Below are 23,921 nucleotides of genomic sequence, written 5' to 3'. Positions count from 1 at the left end.
TTTTCGATCAATAGCTTCCATGATCCGAAGATTGAACAAAGAAAGTCCCTGTGGCCTAAAGTAGTAACTGCTTCGCGGCAGATCTATGACTTTGCATTGCTTATAGACGCTCAAATTTTTGAATGACGGGCAAATAAGCTGGCGTTTATCTTCTAGACTCATTTGCCCAAAACCTTTTTTAAGAAATCAACTTGTACCTAAAGCTCCCCAATCTTGGAGTAAAGACCCTTTTCCTTAGAATCAACTTTATCTACAGATCGTTCGTATGCATACGATTATACTTTGTTATCTCTAGTTGGTTTGCAACGGAAGATATAACTGTTGGGAATATTGGATCTACGCTTAAACATGCAAATAGTGTTCTCGAAGACAGAGCAGAATTTATCTCAAGCTATAAAAATCTAGAAACTGAGTTTATAAAAGGCGCACTGGAATTTGACCAATTCTTAGCCAATGAATTCTCAAAGAAAATAAATGACGACAACCAGTATAAGATTTCAGCCGTATATAGTAAATTCCTTTTCAACCAAGGGTTCAAAGGAATTGTTTATCCAAGTGTAGCAACAAATGTCGCCGGTATAAATATAGCCTTCGAGAAATGTGTAATTGATCAAAAGAAGGTTATTCCACAGCATGCTGTTTTTGGAGTCAGTTATTTTAGAGACACTAATTCGGAAAACGAATATTTACAGTCTGGAAACATCAGTGAAGATGGAATAATTGAATGGAAAGATTATCCGCGGGGTTATATGCACCCACTCGTAAAAAAATATTATCTTGGGGAATCTGATAGTCACCCCTATAAAGACAGAGTAAACTACACAAATTTAGATTAATTGAGGCTCGTGCATCTTTCGCGCCATACTACCCCACTATTCCGCTTTAATGTATACACCGGAGTAAGCTGACCCCATAGTTTCGGTGGCTGTTTAAGGAGGTAAAGCTCGATTAGGAGCAATAATCACATGGCATTCCGGCGATCTCGCTATGAATATCTAAAGGAGCGCCTCCGTTACTTTGAGGAAGAACTGGACAAGGTCGGCGTAACACTTAAACTTCTGTGGGAAGAGTACAGGGCCTGCTATCCGGAAGGTTATGACTATTCGCAATTCTGTTACCACTCTTCCCAGCTGGCGGCATCATCCAACGCTATAAATGTCCATTCTCTGTATATCTCTGTAATTCAGCAGAACAATGCATTTTTGAGTTTTCAACATACACATCAAACTCTATAAATCAATCTCTTACACAAAAAACATGCGTAGAACGCGGTTTATAGTTCCTATTTGTCAAGGATGTTAAAAAGTATCACTACCGTCCAGAATTTAAATGTTTGATATTTGTAACAACACGGTCAAGGAGCACCACACAAAGAAAAGGCCCAATGCTGTAACATTAGGCTTTCTCATATTTTTTAACGGTAATTTTATACGATAAATGAATGTACTCTTTATCAAATTACACGTCAAACTTAACCAAATTTTGGAAAAGTTTTCGCAAAAAATTTTACACTTGTTGCTAATGACGAAACTCCTGCTGGAGGCAATTAGTCTCTTAAAGGACATTGTAAAAATGGTGCTGACGCTTAGACTACAGCCCATTCCGCACATCATGTAAGTGATAGAAACAAAGAAAAGGCAGCTGAAATAGCTGCCTTTCGTAATGTGGAAAACTGATTTTTGCTGTTATTTAACAAAGTATAGAGGGCTACGTATTTTACATTACAACAGAACACGAAGAGTCTATCCTACTACATTGTATACATTGTAAAGTAGAGAGTTAACGCGTATCCTTATAATTGACTTATTATAAACTTTTATGAAGAAACTAATTATCATCGGTAACGGGTTTGATCTTTCCCACGGATTACCAACTAGCTATAGAGATTTTATAGTTTGGCTTGTAAAAAAGGAATTTCGGGAGATGAATGCAGAAGAACCGAGAAAGAAAAGGCGAAAGCAATTTCCGCTATTTTCCTGCTCAATCAATAGGACTATTAAAGATTTTGATGCGTATGTTGAAAAGGACATTTACGAAATAATGAAAGCTTGCCAAATCAAACAGCATTTCGATGTAGGTTTTCCCGGTTCGTCATATGGCACCATACGTGAGAGTACGACTCAACCACTAAGCATTAAAACAGATTCAATATTTGGCGGGGAACTCATTTTAAACAGTTGTGGCGATTGGGTTGATATAGAAGATACATATTACAACTGCTTAAGAGTTATTTTACATGAAAGTAAGAAAGGTAGACAGTACAATAAACAAAAGGCAGTCGAGGAACTTAACACCCAGCTTAACTATCTCCGTGAGAACCTGAAACAATATTTATTAGATCTACCGCAAGATACTTATATCGATGCTTATCGAGAGATCATTACGAAACCTGTTGATCATTCCCTATTATTTACAGCTTTTAACAAAAGTACACCGTACAATCATCATGCGTCCGACATCTATGTCTTGAATTTTAATTATACCAATACCGTGGCCCAATATGTAGACATTCCTAACGTCTCAATAAACCAAATCCATGGGTCAATCACAGATGAACATAACCCTATGATTTTCGGGTACGGCGATGAACTAGACGATGATTTCGAAGAAATGGAAAAGGAAAGTGTTGATGGATTTCTCAAACACGTAAAATCGTTGTGGTATTTGCGAACAAAGAACTATCATGATTTACTTCGCTTTATTGAATCACAAACCTATCAGGTACAAATTATAGGGCATTCATGTGGCAGATCTGACAGGACACTCCTAAATATGATTTTTGAACACGAAAACTGTAATTCGATAGATATCTTCTATAGGATGAGGGATGATGGAACGGATAATTTCAATGAAATATGCGAGGATATTTCTAGGCAATTTCGCGACAAACAAAAACTTAGGAAGAGAGTGCTTCCAAAAAATAGCATGAACGTGCTTCCGCAGTACAAGGCTCAAGGGGATGAAAAACTAGAGGTTGCTATCTGAAGCAAATCAACCTAATATTGAGTTCTCTAGGGATCACGTATTAACGCATTTATTTTGAACATTTAGTATAGTAAAAAATCAGATAAAATATGTCCGACTTTTTCGACAATTTAAAACAAAACTACTTACGAGGACAATTTGCAAGTGAGAGTGAGAACCTACTTTTTGAAGGATTAGATTTTCTATGGGAGCAACGATACTTGTATAAGTACAGCAACGCGGATAACGGGATAGATAATCTTTTCAATAGTCAAATCTATTTTAATTCCCCCGTAAAGTTCAACGACAATAAAGATTGTTCAACCAAACTTTTGAGATGTTCTAAAGAACTTGCATTAGACATCTTAAAACGTTCATTGGAGAGTGCACATAAGAAGAAGTATAGTCTAGAACAGATTCAAAAGCTCAACAATCAGAACCACATAAAAGGAGAATTATTTTCATCGGCATTTGAAGCAACAAAAAAAGCCATGATTGAGAAAGTAAGAGTTACTTGCTTCAGTACAAAGTATCTAAATGAATTAATGTGGGCACATTACGCAGACAGTTATAAAGGTGTATGTATTGAGTATGATGGTTATGGTTTGATTAGGCATTTTAATAGCACGCCGAAGGCTCCCTCCTTTCTTCGAGTAAAGTACATTGAGAATTTAAAACCCGTAATTTTAAATGGCGATGATAATAAAGGCAAACTGATCAGTTGGTTAGCGTATAAAAGTGAATATTATTCATATGAAGATGAAATACGTCGCTTATTCACAAATCACGACAATGTTCCAAACCCTCTCCCAATACCAGCAAGTTGTTACAGTGCTATATATCTTGGTACCAGAATATCATCAGAAAACAGAGAAAAGGTTTTACAACATGTCTCTGAAAAAAAATCTTGGGTAAAAGTCTATAATATAGAGCTAGACGATGATTTGAGGATATCTTGTAGCAGAATTCACTAATGAACAAGAAATGATTGGTCTTATATTTAAATTGGACGACACTTGATAGATTACAGCCATAGACTATTTATCGACCAAAGACGGTACGTAACATTTATCGATTTTTCACAAGTATACGACAAATGCAATTCATGATCATATGGTTTATACGGTGAAGTTAGTAAATAGTTATAATTCTATACTAATATTGTTTTGTCTAGAACATTTTTTATATTTATAAAATATAAAAAGGATCGAAGGTATGATGAAGACATGATCGTCATCTAATCAAAAACGACAACTTTTTATAAACTAAATAATCACCTTAATAAATTAACTAAAATATGAGTGGATCAGGAGGATTCGGTGGATACGAACCACCACCAGCTGCAGCCTTCAATTGCCTTAGCAGCTCCATCACAACAAAATTATCATCTGTCGACTTAGCGTTATTGCCTAATATTGTTATAGGAGATATATTAGAAGTAGAGGTTAATGATCGAAGAACCTTAGTAGTACTAGAGGGAAACGGAGTACTTCTAGGCTCAGTAATCCACACCAACAGTGGAGATGTAATAGCATGCATTGATGCGGGGAACTCGTACGAAGCGGAAGTAGTCCAATTAACGCCATTAACATGCACAGTAACTATTCGACACACATGATAACTGTAGTCGGGGGCACATATCGAGAAATAAACGACGATTCACTTACACATGAGATATTTGGCTCGGGTTTTAGGTGTTGTAAATATTTATTGGAAAACAACTGTAGCGTAAAATTTCACACGAGCGGCAACTCTGAGGTCGAGAAATATTTAAATGAAAATGTTAACGCATATAATGCGTTATCATTCGAACTAACTCCTAGCTCTGAGCTGATAGCTTTCAAATATAGTTTTGCGCTGGACAATCCTAGTATATTTCCTGGACTATCAAATATTAAAAAAACTAGCGGTATCAACATTGAGGCCGATGACGTTGTAGCTTATGGTCTTCTAGAGTCTGACTGTAGAATTAATTCAAAGCGAGCTGTTTATGATCCACAAACTGCGATTACTCCTCGAAAGTTCTCCGAGTTTGGAACTGCTGAAGAACTTGTTTATATAGTCAACATGAGTGAAGCCTCCTCAATTGCAGAAAGCGATGACATAGATAAAATAGTGGAATATTTTTTTAAGAAAGAAGAGGTAACAGCGGTTATCATAAAAAATGGCCCATATGGTGCGACGCTCTATGACGGAAAAAAGCGACACGTTATTCCATCATATATCACTCCTCAAGTTCATAAAATAGGATCTGGAGATATTTTCACAGCAAGTTTTGCCTACTATTGGATGGTGAAGGGTCTGCCGATTGATGTTAGCGCATCAAATGCCTCTTTATCGACGGCATATTTCTGTGATCTACAGGCATATGTTGATGTTCACTCACTTGGCTTAACTTCTCCATACAAGGAAACGATACCAGGAGATTTATCCTTAAAAAAAATCTATCTCGCCGCTCCTTTTTTTACCCTTGCGGACCTTATTCTTGTTGAGAAGATTCGGAACGCCTTTTTGGCATTCGGAGTCAACATTTTCTCTCCTTTTCACGAGGTTGGGTTGGGAATTGACAAATCTGTCGCTTTGAAAGATTTAAAAGGTCTTGATGATGCTGATCTAGTATTCTGTATGTTTGACCATCTTGATTCTGGAACCTTGATAGAATCTGGGTATGCACTTGCTACAAATAAGACTATAATTGGATACCATAGAACCTGCAACGATGATAAACTCTTAATGCTATCGCCTGGAAAGCTCACCTTATTCGACAACCTCACTACAGCAATTTATCACGCGATATGGAACCTATAAAAAAAGCTATTTTGCTTTCTGGTGGTATGGACAGTATTTGTCTGAGCTTTGGGATCAAGCCCGAAATTGCTTATACAATTAATTACGGACAGAACGTGGCTGAAAGGGAGATCTACGTATCTAAGCATGTTTGTGAGTTTCTTAAAATAGAACACAAAATTATCGAAGTGGATTGCCGTAGTCTTGGTTCAGGAAGCTTAGCTAACAACATTAATCATGAATTAGCCCCTTCCCCTGAGTGGTGGCCTTACCGGAATCAATTATTGATTACCTTGGCGTTGATGCAGGGAATAAAAGACGACATAACCGAACTACACCTTGCTTTAGTTAAATCAGATAGTTTTCATAAAGATGGAACGGAGGCATTTTATAAGCTTATTAATGACTTAACTTCTTACCAAGAGGGTTCAATAAAAGTTTGCTGCGAATCTATTGGTTACTACACGCATGAACTTGCAAAGATGTATAAAGTACCGGTTGAGCTTTTATCATTGGCTCATTCCTGTCACACTTCAAACATCGCTTGTGGTAAATGTAGCGGATGTAAGAAAAATTTAAGAGTTCGTTATGAATTGAATATATAATTTTAGTATACAATAATACATGGCAAACAAAATGACTTGGATGAACTGTTTTTCTTCAAATCGCTTCGGGATGAAAAACACGGAAAAAGGTGTAAGAACTGAATACGAACGAGATTGGGATCGCATCATATTCTCAAGCCCATTTCGAAGACTGCAAAACAAAACACAAGTATTCCCTCTTCCAGAAGAGGTGTTTGTACATAATAGACTCACTCATTCATTAGAGGTTGCTAGTGTAGGTCGCTCCCTAGGAAAAATTATAGGCAAACATATTTCAGAAATAAAGGAGATAAATAGTGATGAGACCGCTAGAAAATTTTATCGAAATAACCTAAAAAACGTAATCTCTGCGGCTTGTTTAGCGCATGATTTAGGAAATCCAGCGTTTGGGCATTCTGGTGAGGAAGCAATATCAAAATATTTTAAGAAGAAATCAAATGACGATGAGTTCCGAAACAGGTTCTCTGAAGAAGAATGGAAAGATCTCATTTGCTTCGAGGGAAACGCAAATGCATTACGAATCCTCACTATGCAGCAAAATGGGAAGGCCAAGGGAGGGTTTAGGCTTACTTATAGCACTTTAGGATCAATCTTAAAATATCCATGTAGCTCATCGTCTTCCGAAGGAAAAAATGGCAGAAAACACCTTAAAAAATATGGATATTTTCAAATAGACCAGGATGTCTTTTTAGAAGTTGCGAAAGAATTAAATATGATAAATGATGATGGTGAAAGGGATTTTATTCGATATAAACGACATCCATTTGTATATCTTGTAGAAGCTGCCGACGATATTTGTTATAATATCATTGACCTAGAAGATGCTCATAGGTTAGGTATTGTGTCCTATCAAGAAGTGGAAGATCTCCTTTTGCCAATAGTCCTTACGAACCCAAAAGAGGAATGTTCATGGGTATCTGATCAATTGAAAGAATTGCAGCATGACCGAAACGAGGCTGTGTCATACCTACGTGCAAAAGCAATCAATACCTTGACATTAAAATGTGCGGAGGTATTTATCGAAAATTCGTCCAAGATACTGGCTGGAGAGTATGATAATACTTTAATCGAAGATATCGAAGAAGTGAAACAAAGTCTAGAAAAAATAAACGAAGTTTCAGTTGAAAAAATTTACAACTATAAGGGCGTAGTTAAACTTGAACTCGCAGGATTTCGTATTATGGCTGGTTTAGTGGAGGATTTTGTTACCGCCGCGCTCGCACCCAAAAAAGAACGAGAAAAAGAACATAAGAAAGTCTTAGAGCTGCTCCCCTTTCAATTTTATTTTGATGAAGAAGCTTCTGATTATAGTAAGGTGATGCATATAATAGATTTCATATCCGGAATGACTGATCTATTTGCATTGAAACTTTATCGGAATTTGAGAGGAATAGAAATCTGATCGACGATTAAACAGTAAGTTGCATACACCGGAGTAAGCTGCCCACAGTTCCGGTGGTTATTTAGGGATATAAAGCTCGATTGGGAGCGATTAATCGCATGGCATTCCGGGACACTATCCCATTAACTGTGTAAACAGAAAAATTTAGGCTCGGAGTTATATTCTGAGCCTTTCTTCAAAAATAAGAATAAATTGGTTAAGTACTATTCCCCAATTGTGAATTGGCATCGTCCATTTTTTAGTTGCTTCTCTTAAAGCCAAGAATACCGATTTCAAAACAGCGTCATCTGTTGGGAATGACATTTTATTCTTGGTGTACTTTCTGATTTTTCCGTTGAGATTTTCTATCAAGTTTGTTGTATAGATGATTTTTCTGATCTCTAGCGGGAAGTCAAAAAACACGGTCAATTCATCCCAATTATCTTTCCAGGATTTGATAGCGTAGCCATATTTGGATTCCCATTTTTCAGAAAAGTCCTTCAAGGCCAATTCAGTTGCTTGTTTGTTTACTGCCGTGTAAATATGCTTCATATCGGCTGTGAACTGCTTTTTGTCTTTCCATACCACATATCTGCAGGCATTTCGTATTTGATGGACCACGCAGATCTGGGTCTGCGATTGTGGAAATACGCTGCGAATGGTTGCTGTAAAGCCATTTAAATTATCGGTTGCCGTGATCAGAATGTCTTCTACTCCGCGCGCTTTCAAATCGGTTAAAACACTCATCCAAAAGCTGCTGCTCTCGTTCTTGCCTAGCCACATACCAAGTACTTCTTTTCGTCCTTCACGATTAAGTCCGACTGCCAAATAGATTGTTTTGTTGATGACTTTGGAGTTTTCACGAACTTTGAAGACAATCCCGTCCATCCAGACGATCAGATATAGATCATCAAGCGGTCTATTTTGCCAGGCAACCACTTCACTGGCTAATGCATTGGTAATCCTTGAAATAGTGGAAGTGGACACTTCAAAGTCATACATCTCCCGGATCTGTTCCTCAATATCGCTAACACTCATTCCTTTGGCATAAAGTGAGATGATCACGTTCTCTAAGCCTTCAATGATATTATGCCTTTTGGGAACCAAACCGGGGTTAAAGGTACCATCACGGTCTCTGGGGCCTTTGATTTCGTCTTCGCCGTAACTGGTTTTTATTTTTTTTGTCCCGTGCCCATTTCGGTAATTGCCATCAACACTTTTCTCATGCTTTTCATTTTCCAAATGGCCGTCAAGTTCTGCTTCGAGCATATGTTCTACTGCTCGTTTATGCATCTGCTTAAAAAAAGAGGTAAGATCCTCGCCGTTTTTAAAGGACTTGTAGAAATCCTTGTCGTTCAATAATCGTTCTTTGTCAATCATACTATGTAAGGGTTAAAAATAATCAAAAAGTTTTTTCCAAAAAGTTTTTTTGAGCTTAATGGCTCAAAACTTTTCAGAATAACTTTTCTACTTACACAGTTAATGAAATACTACCAGTTTTTCCATGACCTTTTCGATCATGGTTAACAGGTTGGTCTCTATAATATCCTGAAACAGTAGGTCGCTGGAACTCTTGCCAAACCTACCGATCTTGAAACTGGTGGTCGGAGAAATGGAATAGGGATATTTACCAAACAGCAATATTGCAGCATGGGTCAGCTCTCCGTCTTTGGTAAGCAGGTTAAGACGTTTCATAAGTAGCATAACATCTTCTTCGGCAGCTGATGAAGGAATACGATCTTTACTGATAGCCTTCTTTAAGAATGACTGTATGGTTTCCATATCCAGATCATCGACTGTAGCACCAGCAACGGGAATATCTCCCCAACTCTTTCCACTTTTTTTCAACAACCAATTATGCAATGCCGTTCCTTTCAACTCCTGTTTAGTACTTCCACTACGGTAATGGTGTACACCGTGATAGGAAATGGGCACCGTGCTCTGTGACACGATTACCTCTAAGTAATACTGTCCACTTTTTTCATGCAGGTTGACATCCACGACAAGCCCTAACTGTTGGACGATCTTGTTGGGCAGATCGTCCATGAGCTTTTTATAGTCATCCACCCCGGTAACATTTCCTTTGTCATCGAGACCAATGTATATCCGACCTCCCTGTGCATTGGCAAAACCACATACCCATTTCAAGTATTCGTCCCGCCACGACTGTTTGTATTCTATATTCTGTTGTTCAGGCATATCCTTTCATACTATGGTTAACAAAAATACGCTTTTTAACCGTTTATCTGTAATGTTCCTGCCAGCCTTTCCTGCAACCTTCCCATGTCCTCGCTCAGCTTGTTTTCAACTACCTTGGCGTAGATCTGCGTGGTACGGATACTCGTCAGCATTTTCGAGACACTCTCAATCGGCACGCCATTGCTCAACGTGACCGTGGTGGCGAAAGTATGCCTTGCGATATGGAACGTCAAATTCTTTTTGATGCCGCATATCTCCACGATCTCTTTCAGGTAGCCGTTCATCCGTTGGTTGGATATTACCGGGAATACTGTACCGTTACTGACCGCCCTTGGGTCGTCTGCGTATTTTTCCATCAGGCTTTTTGCTTTCGGCAGCAATGGCACACGTACGCTCGTTTCCGTCTTTGCCCGGCTCATGGATATCCAGAGGTTTCCGTCAATTCCGGTAACAATGTGATCGGGTGTAAGCTCGGAAAGATCGATATACGCCAATCCTGTATAGCAGCTAAAAAGGAACATATCCAGTACATGTTGCAGACGCTCGATCTTGAATTGCTTCCCTTCAAGCTTATCAAGCTCCGCTTTAGTAAGGCATCCACGTTCCACTTTATCAAAACGCTTGCGGAACTTGGCAAAAGGATCTTTGGGCAGCCAGTCCGCCATGACGGCCATGTTCACCATTTTTCGCAATCGTTCAATATGCTTCATGATGCCACTATTGTTCAATGGTCTGTGATGGTCTTTAGGTTTATAGCTCCGCAGGTAGCTTTCGAAATCAGCAATAAATGTATAATTCAGTTCAGATAGGGCTATATCAGTCCGGCGGTACTTTTCTTTCAGGAAATTTTTGATATAGTTTTGCGTGGTATAGTAGTTCTTCATCGTACCGAAAGCAAGTCTGTTCCCCTGTTCCCTATTATGTTAATCGATTAACCCCACGTGCGTCGGCCCCGATTTGCCGATCGAGAAACCGGTTGAGTTCCGCTGCTGCCGGCTACCTTTTTGCCATTCCTTTTGTAACGTCCCATTGGGAGGCGGAAACGGTGGGTTTCACCGAAATCTCCGTACGTTTTCCGTTAACTGTTATTCTAGCGCAAATAGGTGCCGTACCCTGTGCTGATGTCTTTTGTTTCTTGAGGTAAAAGATCACTCCAAATGTGCAATTCTGTGTTTTCATATCAACTATTTTAAAGGTTACATGTCCATGATTTGGGTTCATTTATGAACATTTGGTATCAATGGGTCCCGGAAAAAACTAGAACAGGGTACCAAATGGCTACAAAGAGCACCAAAACAAACAATAACAACCAACTGATCTACAGATTATTAACCAATTTTCTGGGACACAAAGATAGGTAACGTCAATGGGTAGCCGAATAGGTCCCATTTTCTTTGGTTTTACTTGAACAAATTGGGGTAACTAAAAAAAAAAACCCTTAAATCATACGATTTAAGGGGGTTTGACCGCCTTTGAAGGCTTTTCCGTCGGGGTGGCAGGATTCGAACCTACGACCTCCACATCCCAAATGTGGCGCGATACCGGGCTACGCTACACCCCGATTAGGTATCACTTTTTTTGTGTGGCACAAACATACGGCGTTATTCGGATTATGTCAACACTTTTTTTACAATTCCTCCTAAAACATTCATTTATTGCGAGATAATTTTACGTGTACCCCAATACTAGTCACTAAAACAAAAAGTAAAAATAGATCTATAATATGAATTTATTTTTACTACCTTTGCACGCACTTGTAATCAGACTACCAAAATTACCAGTAGACGTTTTTATTTTATAAAAAAATGTCGTAATATTGCAGTCCGATTTTTACAGGAATAAAATCGTTAATAATTACTCGAAATCATGGATTTAGTAAAATTTGTAGAAGAACAAGCGGTAGTAAAAAATGAAAACCCCGCATTCAAAGCCGGAGATACCATCAGTGTCCATTATAAAATTCGCGAAGGAAACAAAGAGCGTGTTCAGGTGTACCAAGGCGTCGTCCTCCAACTAAACAGCGAAGGTACTAATGCTACTTTTACTGTTCGTAAAATTTCCAATGGAATAGGAGTTGAACGTATTTTTCCTATAAACTCGCCAAACATTCAGAAAATTGAAGTGAACAGCCACGGTAAAGTTCGTCGCGCTAAATTATTCTATTTACGCGGATTAACTGGTAAAGCTGCACGTATCAGAACAAAACGCGTTTAATTACGAACACTTTCAAAAAATATAAAAGCTCCTATTTTCATAGGGGCTTTTTTTGGATACACTTCCCATCGGCAGAGTGATCTGTCCCGACAATCCTCCCATCGGGTTTTTCAAGCAACGATATAGTTTGATATTTTTTCTTAAAATTTCGCTTAGTCTTGGAAAAAACGTACCTTTGTATCCCGTACATAAAGCAGATTTAGCACCATCTTTTTGGTTCAAAATTTTGAAATTCCACTATTGCTATGAGTAAATATATCTTCGTTACGGGCGGCGTGACCTCGTCGTTAGGAAAGGGCATAATTGCAGCTTCTCTTGCCAAACTTTTACAAGCCCGAGGTTTAAAAGTAACCATTCAAAAATTTGACCCATATATCAATATCGATCCAGGAACACTTAATCCATATGAACATGGGGAGTGTTACGTTACCGAAGATGGTGCAGAGACGGATTTAGATTTAGGTCATTACGAGCGCTTCCTTAACGTCCCCACCTCCCAAGCAAACAATGTTACCACGGGACGGATATACCAACATGTGATTGAACAGGAACGCGCGGGAGCGTATCTTGGCAAAACGGTTCAAGTTGTACCTCATATCACCGATGAAATCAAACGACGCATGCAACTGCTGGGTCAAACCGGTGAGTATGACATCGTAATAACGGAATTAGGGGGTACGGTGGGTGATATCGAATCCCTCCCATTCATTGAAGCTGTACGTCAACTTCGCTGGGAACTTGGAAACCATGATTCCCTTGTCATCCATCTTACACTTGTACCCTATTTGGCAGCCGCTGGCGAGCTAAAAACAAAACCTACGCAACACTCTGTAAAAACACTGTTAGAATACGGAATCCAACCCGACATCCTTGTATGTCGTACCGAACATAAACTCAACCAAGATATTCGCAAAAAATTAGCATTATTCTGTAACGTCAACATAAATGCCGTAGTGGAGTCTATTGATGCACCAACAATCTATGACGTACCGTTAAACATGCTCCGCGAGCAATTAGACAAAACAGCGCTCACGAAGTTAAAACTATCAACGAAAATCGACCCTGATTTAGCCAGCTGGAAAACATTCCTTGGAAAGTTAAAAAACCCAACAAACGAAGTTAACATAGGCGTCGTAGGAAAATACGTTGAACTACCCGATGCATACAAGTCAATTACTGAAGCATTTATCCATGCTGGAGCTATTAATGAAACGAAGGTCAAAGTAAATTATATTGCTGCAGAAAGTATTACCGCAGACAATGTACATGAGAAGCTAAATGATTTAGATGGTGTTTTGGTTGCTCCCGGTTTTGGTGAACGTGGACTCGAGGGGAAGCTAGCGGCAATAAAACATGTACGGGAAACAAAAGTACCTTTCTTCGGCATTTGTCTGGGAATGCAATGTGCAGTAGTCGAATTTGGCAGAAACGTCCTGGGGTTAACAGAAGCAAACAGCTTTGAGATGGACGAAAACACCCCGCATCCTGTTATAAATTTAATGGAAGAACAGAAGAACATCACAGAAATGGGTGGAACGATGCGACTTGGTGCGTACGATTGTGAAATCAAAAAAAGTTCCAAAGCACATCATATATACGGAAAAACAAAAATTTCGGAACGCCATAGACACCGTTACGAATTTAACAACGCATACCTGAAACAGTATGAAGAGGCGGGAATGGTAGCTTCAGGAATCAATCCTTCCACAGGGCTCGTGGAAATTGTTGAACTCAAAAACCATCCGTTCTTTGTAGCGGGACAATTTCACCCAGAATTAAAATCAACGGTTGCAAATCCTCACCCACTTTTTGTTAGCTTTGTAGCCGCTTGTTTGTCAAACAAAAAGTAAATGTTCGACAGTAGGTTGAAAATAAAAACTATTAATAAATAAAAAATGGATAGAAATACCCTGATTGGATTAGTGCTGATTTTTGGAATTTTGGCAGGTTCATTTTACTTGATGAAACCGTCCGAACAAGAATTAAAACAAGAGCAAAGACTCCAAGATTCTATAAAAAGAGCAAAAGAAGGGATAGCTCCTTTGAACGACACTTTAAAAGCGGCGACACCAATAACAATAGATACTACCGAACTACTCAGCAAACCGTTCGGTGCAGCTCGAGTAACCGAGGAGCAGGTTATCACGCTGGAAAATGAACTAATTATCGCAAAAATCAGCTCCAAAGGTGGAAGTATTAGGTCCGTACAGCTAAAAGATGAGACGAATTTTGACGGTACACCACTGATGATCCTAAACGAGGGACACAATCAATTTGGCTTCTTATTCAAAGCGAACAACGAAAACATCAATACGAGTGAACTGAACTTCGTCCCCAACGGAGGAGACCTTACGGTCACCGGAGAATCATCGAACTCGATTAGCTTCCGCTTGAACTATTCACCGACGCAATACCTCGAGTATACCTATACATTAACGGGCAACGATTATAACATCGGCCTAGATGTTAAGGCGGTAGGAATACAAAACTTGATGGACGTCAAAACCAATACCATTACGCTAAATTGGCAGACAAATCTTCTACGCAAAGAGTTAAATGCAAAATCTGAACGAGATAAATCAACGATCTTCTACCGTACCAATAGTGGAGAGGTGGATTATTTGAGTGAAACCAAGGATGAAAATGAGAAAGCCGAAGAGAGCCTAAACTGGGTGGCCTATAAACAGCACTTTTTTTCGGCAGTATTACGTGCAGACCAAGCATTAAAAAATGCTGATCTTACCGTGGCATACGACACGGATTCAGCAGTCGTAAAAAACTACAAGCTTCTAGCTGACCTTGATTTCTCTGCTCAAAAAGATAACCAATACGCATTCCGGTTTTTCTTCGGTCCCAACCAATACAAAGTACTCAAAGGCCAGGGTGACGATTTACAACAAATCATTAACATGGGATGGGGACCAATGGGTTGGATCAATAAATTCCTTACCGCACCGATCTTCTCGTTCTTAGATGGTTTCAAACTGAGCTACGGTATAATCATCTTGATTTTGACGGTTCTATTGAAAGGGGTGTTATTCCCGCTTACCTTCAAATCATATCAGTCGATGGCTAAGATGCGGGTTCTTAAACCAGAGATTGACCAAATAAAGGAGAAGGTAGGCGAAGACAATGCTATGTTAGTACAGCAAGAAACGATGAAGCTTTATAAAACAGCCGGCGTTAATCCACTTGGAGGCTGTTTACCACTGGTACTGCAGATGCCATTCACACTTGCTTTCTTTATGTTTTTTCCGAACTTATTCGAATTACGCGGGGAGAGCTTCCTTTGGGTAAAAGACTTATCAACCTATGACGCGCCGATAACGTTCGCTCCGATTTTCGGAGTTAGTCACCTTTCGTTGATGTGCGTATTGATGACATTAACAACGCTGCTTTCAACATGGTATAATAACGCGATTTCAGGTGCGGCGAATAATCAAATGAAATACATAGGCTATATCATGCCTTTGGTGTTCATTTTCATTTTAAATGACTTCCCTGCCGGTTTGAACTATTACTATTTCCTAGCTGCTGTTTTAACATTCTTAACGCAAGTTATCATCCGTCAATTTATTAATGACGATAAGATCTTAGCGAAAATAGAGGTCAATAAAAAGAATCCTAAGGCACAAAAGAAATCTACATTCCAACAAAAAATGGAAGATATGATGCGTCAACAGCAAGCCGCCCAGAAGAAGAAGAAATAATATATTCTATATAATATTTAGAACAGGAGCTCGATAAATTTTACTTATCGAGCTCTCGTTTTATATACCTAGCCTTCTACACAAACGCGCTAATGCCCGTTATACTTCTTCCGACAATCAGTGAGTTAATTTCTTTTGTTCCTTCATACGAGTATATTGCCTCCGCATCTGCTAGGAAGCGAGCGACATTATATTCCAATAAAATGCCATTGCCGCCCATCACCTCCCGCGCACGTGAAACAATATCGCGGGTACGCAATGTACAAAACACCTTGGCCAGCGAGGCATGTTCATCTTTAAGCTTGCCTTCATCTTGGAGCTCGGATAACCGAAAAGTTAAAGTCTGCATAGCCGTCAAATTAGAAAGCATCTCCACCAGGTGATTTTGAATAAGTTGAAAGGCAGCGATAGGTTTACCAAATTGCTTTCTGTTTAGGGTGTACTCCAGCGCATTCTCGTATGCGCCACGCGCACATCCTACTGCCATCCACGCCACGCCAGCTCGCGTCATCTGAAGCACCTTAGCGGTATCTTTAAAGCTATTTGCTTTAGGCAAACGGTCGTGTTCAGGAACAACACAGTCGGTCAGCGTTATTAGTCCGTTTTGAACAATCCGCAAAGCCATTTTCCCTTTTATCTTCTCCACCATAAAGCCAGGATTTTCTTTGCGAACGATAAACCCCTTTACTTGTCCATCATCCAAATCTCGGGCCCAAATAATGGTCATATCGGAGAACGTCGAGTTTCCGATCCACTTTTTCTGCCCATTGAGTACCCATCCATTTTCTGTTTTGCGACAGGTCGTCGTAAGGCCTCCTGCCGTAGCCGATCCTACTTCCGGCTCCGTTAGCCCGAACGCCCCGATCTTCTCTAAACGCTGCATCGAAGGCAGCCACTCTTGTTTCTGTTCTTCCGACCCACACATATAAATCGATCCCATGGCAAGTCCGCTTTGAACACCTAAAAAGGTGGCGATGGAAGGATCTATACGTCCAAACTCTGCCGCTATGATGCCATCCATTAGCGAGGAGCCGCCCGCACAACCATACCCTTTAAACACATATCCGCAGACATTCAGCTCGGCGAGCTTTGGTATAATTTCAAAGGGGAACTCATCATGCAACCAGTACTTATTAACCAGCGGTTTTATCTCTCGCTCCAAGAATTCACGTACTTTAAGTTGTAAGGCACGGTCTTCTGGCGATAATTTAGCCTCTACAGCATAAAAATCGGCGTCAATCGGTGGTGCCTCACGCTTCTTGGTCGATCCTGTAAGCATTTTCATCGCGCCTTTAAGCTGGTTATCATCCATCTTTGACACCGCGGTCATGACCGCTGCCAGGTCAACCTTTTGCGAAATTTTCTCTATTTGTTCTAAATCTATCGACTTCAACAAACGCACAATATTCTTGATCTTTTTTATCATGATTTAATAGGGGTTATCAATGGTGTAACAAAATTTTTATCAAAATAGTTTTTTATTATTGCATTTCGATAAAACTGTTATATATTTGCCCCGGCTCAAAAAAAACCAACGATTAATATCGTAGAACTCAGATGAGTTATTTTTTTTTGAGCAGTGGGTTACCTTTTTCGGTTACCGGTATTAAATAGTAATTAAACAAATTTGTTTCAATAAAATAGAAAATTAAAAAGATGAAAAATTTATTCAAATTCGGATTTTTAGGTTTAGCGTTAACAATCGCGTTCGCTTCATGTGGTGGTGCATCTACTTCAACTGAGCAAGCTGCTGATTCATTAGGAACTGTAGTTGAAAACACTACTGATTCAATCGCTGACTCATTAAACAATGTAGCTGATTCAATTACTGCAGAAGGTGATTCAATTGCTGACTCATTAGAAAACGTTCAGTAATCCGAATCTTATCTAAAAATACTTTAAAACCCGCACGAAAAGTGCGGGTTTTTCTTTTTACAACCATTTCCACGTTCTTCTGCGGGAGTTTTATTACTTTTGCAAAAAGCTTAAAGGCTAAGCTAACGACGCCCTTGATGAAAAAGGGTACTACTATTTAATTTTAATATAAAGCCATGACGCTATCGGCCCTTACTGCTGTCACTCCAATAGATGGACGTTATTATAATACCACGAAAGAACTTTCTGATTACTTCTCAGAGTTTGCTCTGATAAAATATCGCGTATTGGTTGAGGTGGAATATTTTATTGCATTGTGTGAAACGGGTATTCCTCAGCTCGCACATTTCGACGGTTCCTTAAACGATAGGCTACGTGAAATATACGAAAAGTTCACTATTGAAGATGCCCGGTGGGTTAAAGAACAGGAAAAGACCACCAATCACGATGTAAAGGCCGTCGAGTACTTTATAAAAAGCAAATTTGAACAACTCGGTCTTCACGATTCATTAGAATTTATTCATTTCGGGCTTACCTCACAAGACATTAATAATACGGCGATACCTTATTCGTGGAAAGAAGCACTAAATAACGTTTATTTCCCGGCGATCGAAGAGCTCACAACAGAACTAAAATCGCTTGCAGGGCAATGGAATGACGTTTCGATGCTCGCGCGAACACATGGTCAACCAGCATCGCCTACGCGGCTGGGAAAAGAAATCAAGGTATTTACTGAACGCATCGAAAAGCAATTAGAACTTTTAAAGCAGGTACCTTATTCAGCAAAATTCGGTGGCGCAACAGGAAATTTCAATGCGCATTATGTTGCTTATAAGCAAACCGACTGGGTGGCCTTTGGGAATAATTTCGTCAACGACAAACTGGGGCTTACCCGGTCACAAACGACGACACAAATTGAACACTACGATAATTTTGCGGCAAGCTGTGATGGATTAAAGCGTGTAAACACGATCTTAGTCGACCTTTGTCGCGACATGTGGACATACATATCCATGGAATACTTCAAGCAGAAAATCACCGCGGGACAGATCGGCTCTTCGGCAATGCCTCATAAAGTTAATCCGATTGATTTTGAAAATGCAGAGGGTAACCTCGGGCTTGCAAACGCAATTTTTGAGCACCTGTCTGCCAAACTCCCTATTTCGCGTTTGCAGCGAGATCTTACCGATTCCACCGTACTTCGGAATGTTGGCGTGCCCATCGCGCACACACTTATCGCCATCAAGTCTACGCTTCGCGGATTACGTAAATTAATTTTAAATCAAACGGCGTTGCAAAATGATTTGAATAACAATTGGGCTGTCGTCGCCGAAGCAATACAAACGATCTTGCGTCGCGAAGGCTATCCAAAGCCTTACGAGGCATTAAAAGATTTAACGCGAACCAATACACATGTCACGCAGGATACTATCGCCAACTTTGTAGATGGGCTTAATGTGTCCGAAGACGTGAAAAATGAGATAAAAGCTATCTCCCCAAGTAATTATACCGGCATTGTTCTGTAACCTTTGACGTGCAGATGACTTGAGAAAGCTCAGAATTGATGTATATTTGATTTTTTAAGAGACGAAAAATGGCAACTATTAACGTATATACAGAAACTACCCCAAATCCTTCAACAATGAAGTTTTTGGTCAACAAACTATTGATCAATGGTAGTTTGGATTATCCAAATAAGGAAAAAGCACAAGAATCGGATTTCGCGCGCGAACTCTTTAAGTTCAATTTTGTAGATGGCGTATTTTTTGCGAGTAACTTTGTCACCGTCACCAAAGCAGAGAACGTCGACTGGTCTGATATTGAACCCTTGTTAAAAGAATTTGTTAAAGGGGCTGTAGAGTCCGAACTTGCTGTGAAGCCGCTAGAACATTCTGAGGACATTGAATTTGACGGTACAGATCTTGAGGTTAAAATCCAACAAGTTTTACACGATTATGTTCGTCCTGCGGTAGAACAAGACGGCGGCGCCATTGCCTACAAATCTTTCACAGAAGGTACCGTTACCGTGGAGCTCCGTGGCTCTTGTTCAGGATGTCCTTCTTCAACGATTACACTAAAAGCCGGAATCGAAGGATTATTAAAAAGAATGGTCCCTGAGGTTGAAGAAGTCGTTGCAGAGGCAATGTAACAACCAAAATTGAATATTAAGCATAAAAAGGAGAGCTATCGACTGATCGATAGCTCTCTTTTTTATGCTACCTTCCCGGCACTGGACCGGCACATCGCAACACGCCTAAAATTGGGTTATCTATTTGCTTTTCCGCTGTTCCATTCACCCGCTTTGAGCGACCGGAATTAAGTTCAGCTTTTTTCCCCTAGAAGATTAAAAATCATTAACTTTATCCGCAAAATAATCGAAACATTATATTAAAAAATGAGTGCAGATATCAATAACCTTGAACAAACCGCTTCACAAGTAAGACGAGATATTGTTCGTATGGTGCATGCTTGCCAATCTGGCCACCCGGGAGGATCTTTAGGATGTACAGATTACTTCGTTGCATTGTACTTCCACGCGATGAAACATGATCCATCATTCAATATGGATGGTATAGGTGAAGACCTATTCTTTTTATCCAATGGGCACATTTCTCCCGTTTTCTATAGCACCCTTGCGCGTGCAGGATACTTCCCTGTAAGTGAACTTTCCACATTTAGAAAACTTAATTCTCGTCTGCAAGGACATCCAACGACACATGAGCATCTGCCAGGTATACGCATCGCTTCAGGATCGTTAGGACAAGGCCTATCCGCAGCAATTGGTGCTGCTCAAGCTAAAAAATTGAATAATGACGACCGTTTAGTGTACGTACTAATGGGTGATGGTGAGCTTCAAGAAGGCCAAGTGTGGGAAGCAGCTATGTATGCTCCACACAACAAAATGGACAATATCATTGCCGCTGTGGACTACAATAGAGCACAAATTGACGGTTCCACCGATCAAGTACTTTCTTTAGGTGACTTACGTGCTAAATGGGAAGCTTTCGGATGGGATGTTCTTGAGGTACAAAAAGGAAATGATATGGCTTCAGTTGTTGCAGGTATTGACGAAGCTAAATCGTGTACTGGCAAAGGAAAGCCTGTTATCATTTTGTTACACACCGAAATGGGTAATGGCGTGGACTTCATGATGGGATCTCATAAATGGCACGGTGTTGCACCGAATGACGAGCAACTCGAACTTGCGCTTAACCAAATTCCTAGAACCATAGGCGATTATTAATAGATACGGTAGACTTAGATGAGCACACCCATAACAGTTAAAATGGAAGATGTGATATGCTAAATACGAATACTAAAATGAAGAAATACACTTATACTGAATCAAAAGATACGCGTTCTGGTTTCGGTGCTGGCTTATTAGAGGCCGGAAAACAGAATGAAAATGTAGTGGCATTATGTGCTGACTTAGTCGGTTCCTTAAAGATGAATGATTTTATCAAGGAATTTCCAAAACGTTTTTTCCAAATTGGTATTGCGGAGGCAAACATGATGGGAATCGCAGCTGGCCTTACTATTGGTGGCAAAATCCCCTTCACGGGAACTTTCGCAAACTTTTCCACAGGGCGCGTTTATGACCAAATTCGTCAATCTATAGCTTACTCGGGAAAGAACGTAAAGATCTGTGCTTCCCACGCGGGACTGACACTTGGAGAAGACGGCGCAACGCACCAAATTCTTGAAGACATTGGGTTAATGAAGATGCTTCCAGGCATGACGGTCATAAATCCATGTGACTTCAACCAAACTAAAGCCGCAACAATTGCACTCGCAAACTACCAAGGCCCGGCCTATCTACGCTTCGGTCGCCCTGTCGTACCTAACTTCACTCCTGCAGACCAGAATTTCGAAATTGGCAAAGCGGTTATGCTTAATGAAGGTAAGGATGTTACGATCATCGCAACAGGCCACTTAGTTTGGGAAGCTATTCAAGCTGGTGAAGAACTCGAGAAATTAGGCATTAACGCGGAGATTATAAATATTCATACGATTAAGCCATTAGATACAAAAGCTATCCTTGATTCGGTACATAAAACCGGCTGCGTTGTGACGGCAGAAGAACACAACCGTCTTGGCGGTTTGGGTGATAGTGTCGCACAATTGTTGGCAACTAAAAAACCATCGCCACAAGAGTACGTTGCAGTTGATGACAGCTTTGGTGAATCGGGTAAACCCGCTCAGCTGATGGAAAAATATGGTTTAAATGCGGCTGCGATCGTAGCGGCAGCGCGTAAAGTGATAACCAGAAAATAAATCATCGATTCAAATAAATGGAAGACGCCCAAATCATTTCAAAATTTGCTGATGAACGCACGCGCGAAGAGGCGTTTGGCTATTTACTCAATAAATACCAACAGAAAATATATTGGCACATCCGCCGCATGGTCATTAATCATGACGATGCGGACGATGTTGTCCAAGAAGTCTTTATAAAAGTATGGCGAAACCTAGAAAAATTTAGGGAAGATTCACAGCTATACACTTGGCTTTACCGTATCGCGACCAATGAGTGCATCACTTTTTTAAACAAAAGGAAACAAAAACAGAATATATCACTCGATGACGACACCGCTGGATATCTCGCAGAAACCTTAGCCGAAGGCAGCTACTTCAATGGTGACCAAGCGCAAATGAAACTTCAACAAGCTTTAATAACGCTTCCCGAAAAGCAGCGGCTAGTATTTAACATGAAATATTTCGAGGATTTGAAATATGATGAAATTTCAGACATCCTGGGAACGAGTGTTGGAGCCTTAAAAGCGTCCTATCACTTAGCGGTCAAAAAAATAGAAAAATATTTTGCGAGTAACGATTAAACCTTGGCTATATTTTTAGCTCTAAGATGTGACATGAAGGAAAAAAACACATATCATAACGGTTTCGAGGACAAAAACTTCGTCGATTCCTTGCGTTCAAATCCTTTCCAAATACCCGCCGGCTATTTTGATGATCTTACCGCTAAAATTAGCATACAAGTTGATCTTGAGAAGTCCGCTTCAAAGACAATGCCGTTCAGCGTTCCAATAGATTATTTCAAGCAGCTCAATAGTACGATTATCTCGCAGGTAAAATTGGATTCCCTTTCAGGGCAAGCCATGGGTAACACGGTTCCCGAAGGTTATTTTGCGAACCTTTCGAGCCGTATCATATCCAATGCTCGCATAGATAACTTGCGTAAAGACGAAAACGAGTTTACAACACCCGAGGGGTATTTTCAAGAACTGCCAGCACGTGTCCAAGCATCAATAATTAAAAACACCCTTTCCCCAACTCTAAAAACGGATGGCTTTGAGGTCCCTTCGGATTATTTTGAAGAACTAACGAACAAGATAACCGTAGCGGTATCCGCACAAGACCGCGAAGTAAAAAGCGCACCGAGAGTAGTTCGTTTTAATATCCAAGGATGGATAAAATATGCTGCCGCTGCGTGTGTCACGGCAATTTTAGGAATTACTTCTTACCAGACAATCACCGACCATAACCAGGTCAATGTGACCGAGTCTCATTTGAGCTCGATCTCTGAAAAAGAAATCATAAACTATCTATCATCTTCAACAGATAGTGACGATATGTTATTAATAATGGAATACCTCTATCAGCCTACCGCATCCCAAGGGATAGGTAGTAAAGTAGAATATGACGAAATCGAAGACTATTTAAATTACACGCTATAATGTTACGTTATAAACATATCATCGTTACACTTTGTGCCGTGTTTCTATGCTTGCTGCATGTCAATGCTCAACCGAGAGATTCTAAACGGTTTACAGCTATTGAAAATGAAAAAATAGCTTATATTACCAAAGAGCTAAACCTGACACAGGCGGAGGCTCAGCGTTTCTTCCCGGTATACAACCAGTACAGTAAAAAGGTATGGGCACTGAAATCTGAAAAAAAGGGTAAATCGACCACGTCGGTCCCTAAGGGTGTCAATTCTTTCAGCGGCTCCAGGCGGCGAGACGTACTGTCGTACGACGCACGGGAACTCGAAGTAAAAAAAGAATATCGTCAAAAATTCTCAAAAATCGTTGGATCAGCTAGGGCGTCTCAGTTCTTTCAGATCGAACAAAATTTCCGAGAACTACTCTATAAAGAACTCCAACGTAGAAATCGTTAAAAGAAGCTAAAAAGCTTCTTTTTTTATTTTATGTCCGTTTGCATTCT

24 protein-coding genes and 1 tRNA gene are annotated in these 23,921 nt (G+C 40.0%); 19 read left to right on the top strand and 6 right to left on the bottom strand.

Annotated features, from left to right (window positions below):
* Window positions 1-191 precede the first annotated feature (191 nt).
* From FM107_RS04675 to FM107_RS04645, 8 genes are all read left to right on the top strand, one after another.
* Entirely contained in the window at window positions 192-836 is a 645-nt protein-coding gene (locus FM107_RS04675) for a hypothetical protein (protein ID WP_086947360.1), read from the top strand.
* Between the two features lie 129 nt (window positions 837-965).
* Window positions 966-1,235 (top strand): hypothetical protein, encoded by a 270-nt coding sequence (locus FM107_RS19320; RefSeq protein ID WP_143559424.1) that lies wholly within the window; start codon window positions 966-968, stop codon window positions 1,233-1,235.
* A gap of 583 nt (window positions 1,236-1,818) precedes the next feature.
* Window positions 1,819-2,985 carry an AbiH family protein gene (locus FM107_RS04665; protein WP_086947358.1) on the top strand — a complete coding sequence of 389 codons (1,167 nt, stop codon included), beginning with the start codon at window positions 1,819-1,821 and terminating at the stop codon, window positions 2,983-2,985.
* Window positions 2,986-3,074: 89 nt separating this feature from the next.
* Window positions 3,075-3,938, top strand: a complete 864-nt coding sequence (locus tag FM107_RS04660) for a DUF2971 domain-containing protein (RefSeq protein WP_086947357.1) — start codon at window positions 3,075-3,077, stop codon at window positions 3,936-3,938.
* A gap of 323 nt (window positions 3,939-4,261) precedes the next feature.
* Window positions 4,262-4,582, top strand: coding sequence for a hypothetical protein (locus FM107_RS19315; RefSeq protein ID WP_143559423.1), 321 nt, complete (start codon window positions 4,262-4,264; stop codon window positions 4,580-4,582).
* Complete coding sequence (locus FM107_RS04655) at window positions 4,555-5,772, top strand: PfkB family carbohydrate kinase (RefSeq protein ID WP_086947356.1); 1,218 nt, start codon at window positions 4,555-4,557, stop codon at window positions 5,770-5,772. The genes FM107_RS19315 and FM107_RS04655 overlap by 28 nt, the downstream gene beginning before the upstream one ends.
* Window positions 5,760-6,356 (top strand): 7-cyano-7-deazaguanine synthase, encoded by a 597-nt coding sequence (locus FM107_RS04650; protein WP_218778917.1) that lies wholly within the window; start codon window positions 5,760-5,762, stop codon window positions 6,354-6,356. Before FM107_RS04655 ends, FM107_RS04650 begins: the two co-directional genes overlap by 13 nt.
* A 70-nt stretch (window positions 6,357-6,426) precedes the next feature.
* Entirely contained in the window at window positions 6,427-7,758 is a 1,332-nt protein-coding gene (locus FM107_RS04645; RefSeq protein ID WP_373407988.1) for a deoxyguanosinetriphosphate triphosphohydrolase, read from the top strand.
* A 156-nt stretch (window positions 7,759-7,914) separates the two neighbouring features.
* Here FM107_RS04645 and FM107_RS04640 read toward each other — a convergent pair whose 3' ends face one another.
* The 5 genes from FM107_RS04640 to FM107_RS04625 all read right to left on the bottom strand — a co-directional run bounded on the left by FM107_RS04640 (window position 7,915) and on the right by FM107_RS04625 (window position 11,497).
* Complete coding sequence (locus FM107_RS04640; protein WP_086947354.1) at window positions 7,915-9,117, bottom strand: IS256 family transposase; 1,203 nt, start codon at window positions 9,115-9,117, stop codon at window positions 7,915-7,917.
* Window positions 9,118-9,216: 99 nt separating this feature from the next.
* On the bottom strand, window positions 9,217-9,936 hold the full coding sequence (locus tag FM107_RS04635) for a helix-turn-helix domain-containing protein (RefSeq protein WP_086947353.1): 720 nt from the start codon (window positions 9,934-9,936) through the stop codon (window positions 9,217-9,219).
* Between the two features lie 35 nt (window positions 9,937-9,971).
* Window positions 9,972-10,820, bottom strand: coding sequence for a site-specific integrase (locus FM107_RS04630; protein WP_256959339.1), 849 nt, complete (start codon window positions 10,818-10,820; stop codon window positions 9,972-9,974).
* 112 nt (window positions 10,821-10,932) lie between these two features.
* The gene (locus tag FM107_RS19915) at window positions 10,933-11,115 is read right to left on the bottom strand and encodes an Arm DNA-binding domain-containing protein (protein WP_256959338.1); all 183 of its coding nucleotides are present in this window, start codon (window positions 11,113-11,115) and stop codon (window positions 10,933-10,935) included.
* Window positions 11,116-11,423: 308 nt separating this feature from the next.
* Window positions 11,424-11,497: transfer RNA gene (locus FM107_RS04625), tRNA-Pro, on the bottom strand.
* Window positions 11,498-11,802: 305 nt separating this feature from the next.
* Between FM107_RS04625 and rplS the strand changes: the two genes are divergently transcribed.
* From rplS to yidC, 3 genes are all read left to right on the top strand, one after another.
* Window positions 11,803-12,150, top strand: coding sequence for a 50S ribosomal protein L19 (gene rplS, locus FM107_RS04620; RefSeq protein ID WP_086947352.1), 348 nt, complete (start codon window positions 11,803-11,805; stop codon window positions 12,148-12,150).
* Window positions 12,151-12,395: 245 nt separating this feature from the next.
* Window positions 12,396-14,000, top strand: coding sequence for a CTP synthase (locus FM107_RS04615; RefSeq protein WP_086947351.1), 1,605 nt, complete (start codon window positions 12,396-12,398; stop codon window positions 13,998-14,000).
* A gap of 45 nt (window positions 14,001-14,045) precedes the next feature.
* A complete protein-coding gene (gene yidC / locus FM107_RS04610; RefSeq protein WP_086947350.1) occupies window positions 14,046-15,860 on the top strand; it encodes a membrane protein insertase YidC in 1,815 nt (604 codons plus the stop codon).
* A gap of 76 nt (window positions 15,861-15,936) precedes the next feature.
* Here yidC and FM107_RS04605 read toward each other — a convergent pair whose 3' ends face one another.
* Window positions 15,937-17,286 carry an acyl-CoA dehydrogenase family protein gene (locus tag FM107_RS04605; RefSeq protein WP_086947349.1) on the bottom strand — a complete coding sequence of 450 codons (1,350 nt, stop codon included), beginning with the start codon at window positions 17,284-17,286 and terminating at the stop codon, window positions 15,937-15,939.
* A gap of 230 nt (window positions 17,287-17,516) precedes the next feature.
* On the opposite strand from FM107_RS04605, the gene FM107_RS04600 reads away from it, so the two are divergent.
* The 8 genes from FM107_RS04600 (at window position 17,517) to FM107_RS04565 (ending at window position 23,874) form a co-directional block, all read left to right on the top strand.
* On the top strand, window positions 17,517-17,735 hold the full coding sequence (locus FM107_RS04600) for a hypothetical protein (RefSeq protein ID WP_086947348.1): 219 nt from the start codon (window positions 17,517-17,519) through the stop codon (window positions 17,733-17,735).
* A 176-nt stretch (window positions 17,736-17,911) separates the two neighbouring features.
* On the top strand, window positions 17,912-19,261 hold the full coding sequence (gene purB, locus FM107_RS04595; RefSeq protein WP_086947347.1) for an adenylosuccinate lyase: 1,350 nt from the start codon (window positions 17,912-17,914) through the stop codon (window positions 19,259-19,261).
* A 68-nt stretch (window positions 19,262-19,329) separates the two neighbouring features.
* Window positions 19,330-19,884, top strand: a complete 555-nt coding sequence (locus FM107_RS04590) for a NifU family protein (protein WP_086947346.1) — start codon at window positions 19,330-19,332, stop codon at window positions 19,882-19,884.
* Between the two features lie 246 nt (window positions 19,885-20,130).
* Entirely contained in the window at window positions 20,131-20,979 is an 849-nt protein-coding gene (locus FM107_RS04585; RefSeq protein WP_086947345.1) for a transketolase, read from the top strand.
* Window positions 20,980-21,056: 77 nt separating this feature from the next.
* A complete protein-coding gene (locus FM107_RS04580; RefSeq protein ID WP_086947366.1) occupies window positions 21,057-22,010 on the top strand; it encodes a transketolase family protein in 954 nt (317 codons plus the stop codon).
* 17 nt (window positions 22,011-22,027) lie between these two features.
* Window positions 22,028-22,573, top strand: coding sequence for an RNA polymerase sigma factor (locus tag FM107_RS04575; protein ID WP_086947344.1), 546 nt, complete (start codon window positions 22,028-22,030; stop codon window positions 22,571-22,573).
* A gap of 33 nt (window positions 22,574-22,606) precedes the next feature.
* Window positions 22,607-23,431: a hypothetical protein gene (locus FM107_RS04570; protein ID WP_086947343.1), complete on the top strand. Its 825-nt coding sequence runs from the start codon at window positions 22,607-22,609 to the stop codon at window positions 23,429-23,431.
* Window positions 23,431-23,874, top strand: a complete 444-nt coding sequence (locus tag FM107_RS04565) for a hypothetical protein (protein WP_256959337.1) — start codon at window positions 23,431-23,433, stop codon at window positions 23,872-23,874. Before FM107_RS04570 ends, FM107_RS04565 begins: the two co-directional genes overlap by 1 nt.
* Window positions 23,875-23,921: the final 47 nt, after the last annotated feature.

Origin of the sequence: Sphingobacterium sp. JB170, assembly GCF_900163865.1 — a bacterium.
Classification (GTDB): domain Bacteria; phylum Bacteroidota; class Bacteroidia; order Sphingobacteriales; family Sphingobacteriaceae; genus Sphingobacterium.
This window is presented reverse-complemented; position numbering and strand designations above follow the sequence as displayed.

Excerpts from the sequence above, each read along its gene's own strand:
- FM107_RS19320 (WP_143559424.1), top strand. The coding sequence starts at position 966 with ATGGCATTCCGGCGATCTCGCTATGAATATCTAAAGGAGCGCCTCCGT.
- FM107_RS04665 (WP_086947358.1), top strand. The coding sequence starts at position 1,819 with ATGAAGAAACTAATTATCATCGGTAACGGGTTTGATCTTTCCCACGGA.
- FM107_RS04660 (WP_086947357.1), top strand. The coding sequence starts at position 3,075 with ATGTCCGACTTTTTCGACAATTTAAAACAAAACTACTTACGAGGACAA.
- FM107_RS19315 (WP_143559423.1), top strand. The coding sequence starts at position 4,262 with ATGAGTGGATCAGGAGGATTCGGTGGATACGAACCACCACCAGCTGCA.
- FM107_RS04655 (WP_086947356.1), top strand. The coding sequence starts at position 4,555 with ATGCACAGTAACTATTCGACACACATGATAACTGTAGTCGGGGGCACA.
- FM107_RS04650 (WP_218778917.1), top strand. The coding sequence starts at position 5,760 with ATGGAACCTATAAAAAAAGCTATTTTGCTTTCTGGTGGTATGGACAGT.
- FM107_RS04645 (WP_373407988.1), top strand. The coding sequence starts at position 6,427 with ATGAAAAACACGGAAAAAGGTGTAAGAACTGAATACGAACGAGATTGG.
- FM107_RS04640 (WP_086947354.1), bottom strand. The coding sequence starts at position 9,117 with ATGATTGACAAAGAACGATTATTGAACGACAAGGATTTCTACAAGTCC.
- FM107_RS04635 (WP_086947353.1), bottom strand. The coding sequence starts at position 9,936 with ATGCCTGAACAACAGAATATAGAATACAAACAGTCGTGGCGGGACGAA.
- FM107_RS04630 (WP_256959339.1), bottom strand. The coding sequence starts at position 10,820 with ATGAAGAACTACTATACCACGCAAAACTATATCAAAAATTTCCTGAAA.
- FM107_RS19915 (WP_256959338.1), bottom strand. The coding sequence starts at position 11,115 with ATGAAAACACAGAATTGCACATTTGGAGTGATCTTTTACCTCAAGAAA.
- rplS (WP_086947352.1), top strand. The coding sequence starts at position 11,803 with ATGGATTTAGTAAAATTTGTAGAAGAACAAGCGGTAGTAAAAAATGAA.
- FM107_RS04615 (WP_086947351.1), top strand. The coding sequence starts at position 12,396 with ATGAGTAAATATATCTTCGTTACGGGCGGCGTGACCTCGTCGTTAGGA.
- yidC (WP_086947350.1), top strand. The coding sequence starts at position 14,046 with ATGGATAGAAATACCCTGATTGGATTAGTGCTGATTTTTGGAATTTTG.
- FM107_RS04605 (WP_086947349.1), bottom strand. The coding sequence starts at position 17,286 with ATGATAAAAAAGATCAAGAATATTGTGCGTTTGTTGAAGTCGATAGAT.
- FM107_RS04600 (WP_086947348.1), top strand. The coding sequence starts at position 17,517 with ATGAAAAATTTATTCAAATTCGGATTTTTAGGTTTAGCGTTAACAATC.
- purB (WP_086947347.1), top strand. The coding sequence starts at position 17,912 with ATGACGCTATCGGCCCTTACTGCTGTCACTCCAATAGATGGACGTTAT.
- FM107_RS04590 (WP_086947346.1), top strand. The coding sequence starts at position 19,330 with ATGGCAACTATTAACGTATATACAGAAACTACCCCAAATCCTTCAACA.
- FM107_RS04585 (WP_086947345.1), top strand. The coding sequence starts at position 20,131 with ATGAGTGCAGATATCAATAACCTTGAACAAACCGCTTCACAAGTAAGA.
- FM107_RS04580 (WP_086947366.1), top strand. The coding sequence starts at position 21,057 with ATGAAGAAATACACTTATACTGAATCAAAAGATACGCGTTCTGGTTTC.
- FM107_RS04575 (WP_086947344.1), top strand. The coding sequence starts at position 22,028 with ATGGAAGACGCCCAAATCATTTCAAAATTTGCTGATGAACGCACGCGC.
- FM107_RS04570 (WP_086947343.1), top strand. The coding sequence starts at position 22,607 with ATGAAGGAAAAAAACACATATCATAACGGTTTCGAGGACAAAAACTTC.
- FM107_RS04565 (WP_256959337.1), top strand. The coding sequence starts at position 23,431 with ATGTTACGTTATAAACATATCATCGTTACACTTTGTGCCGTGTTTCTA.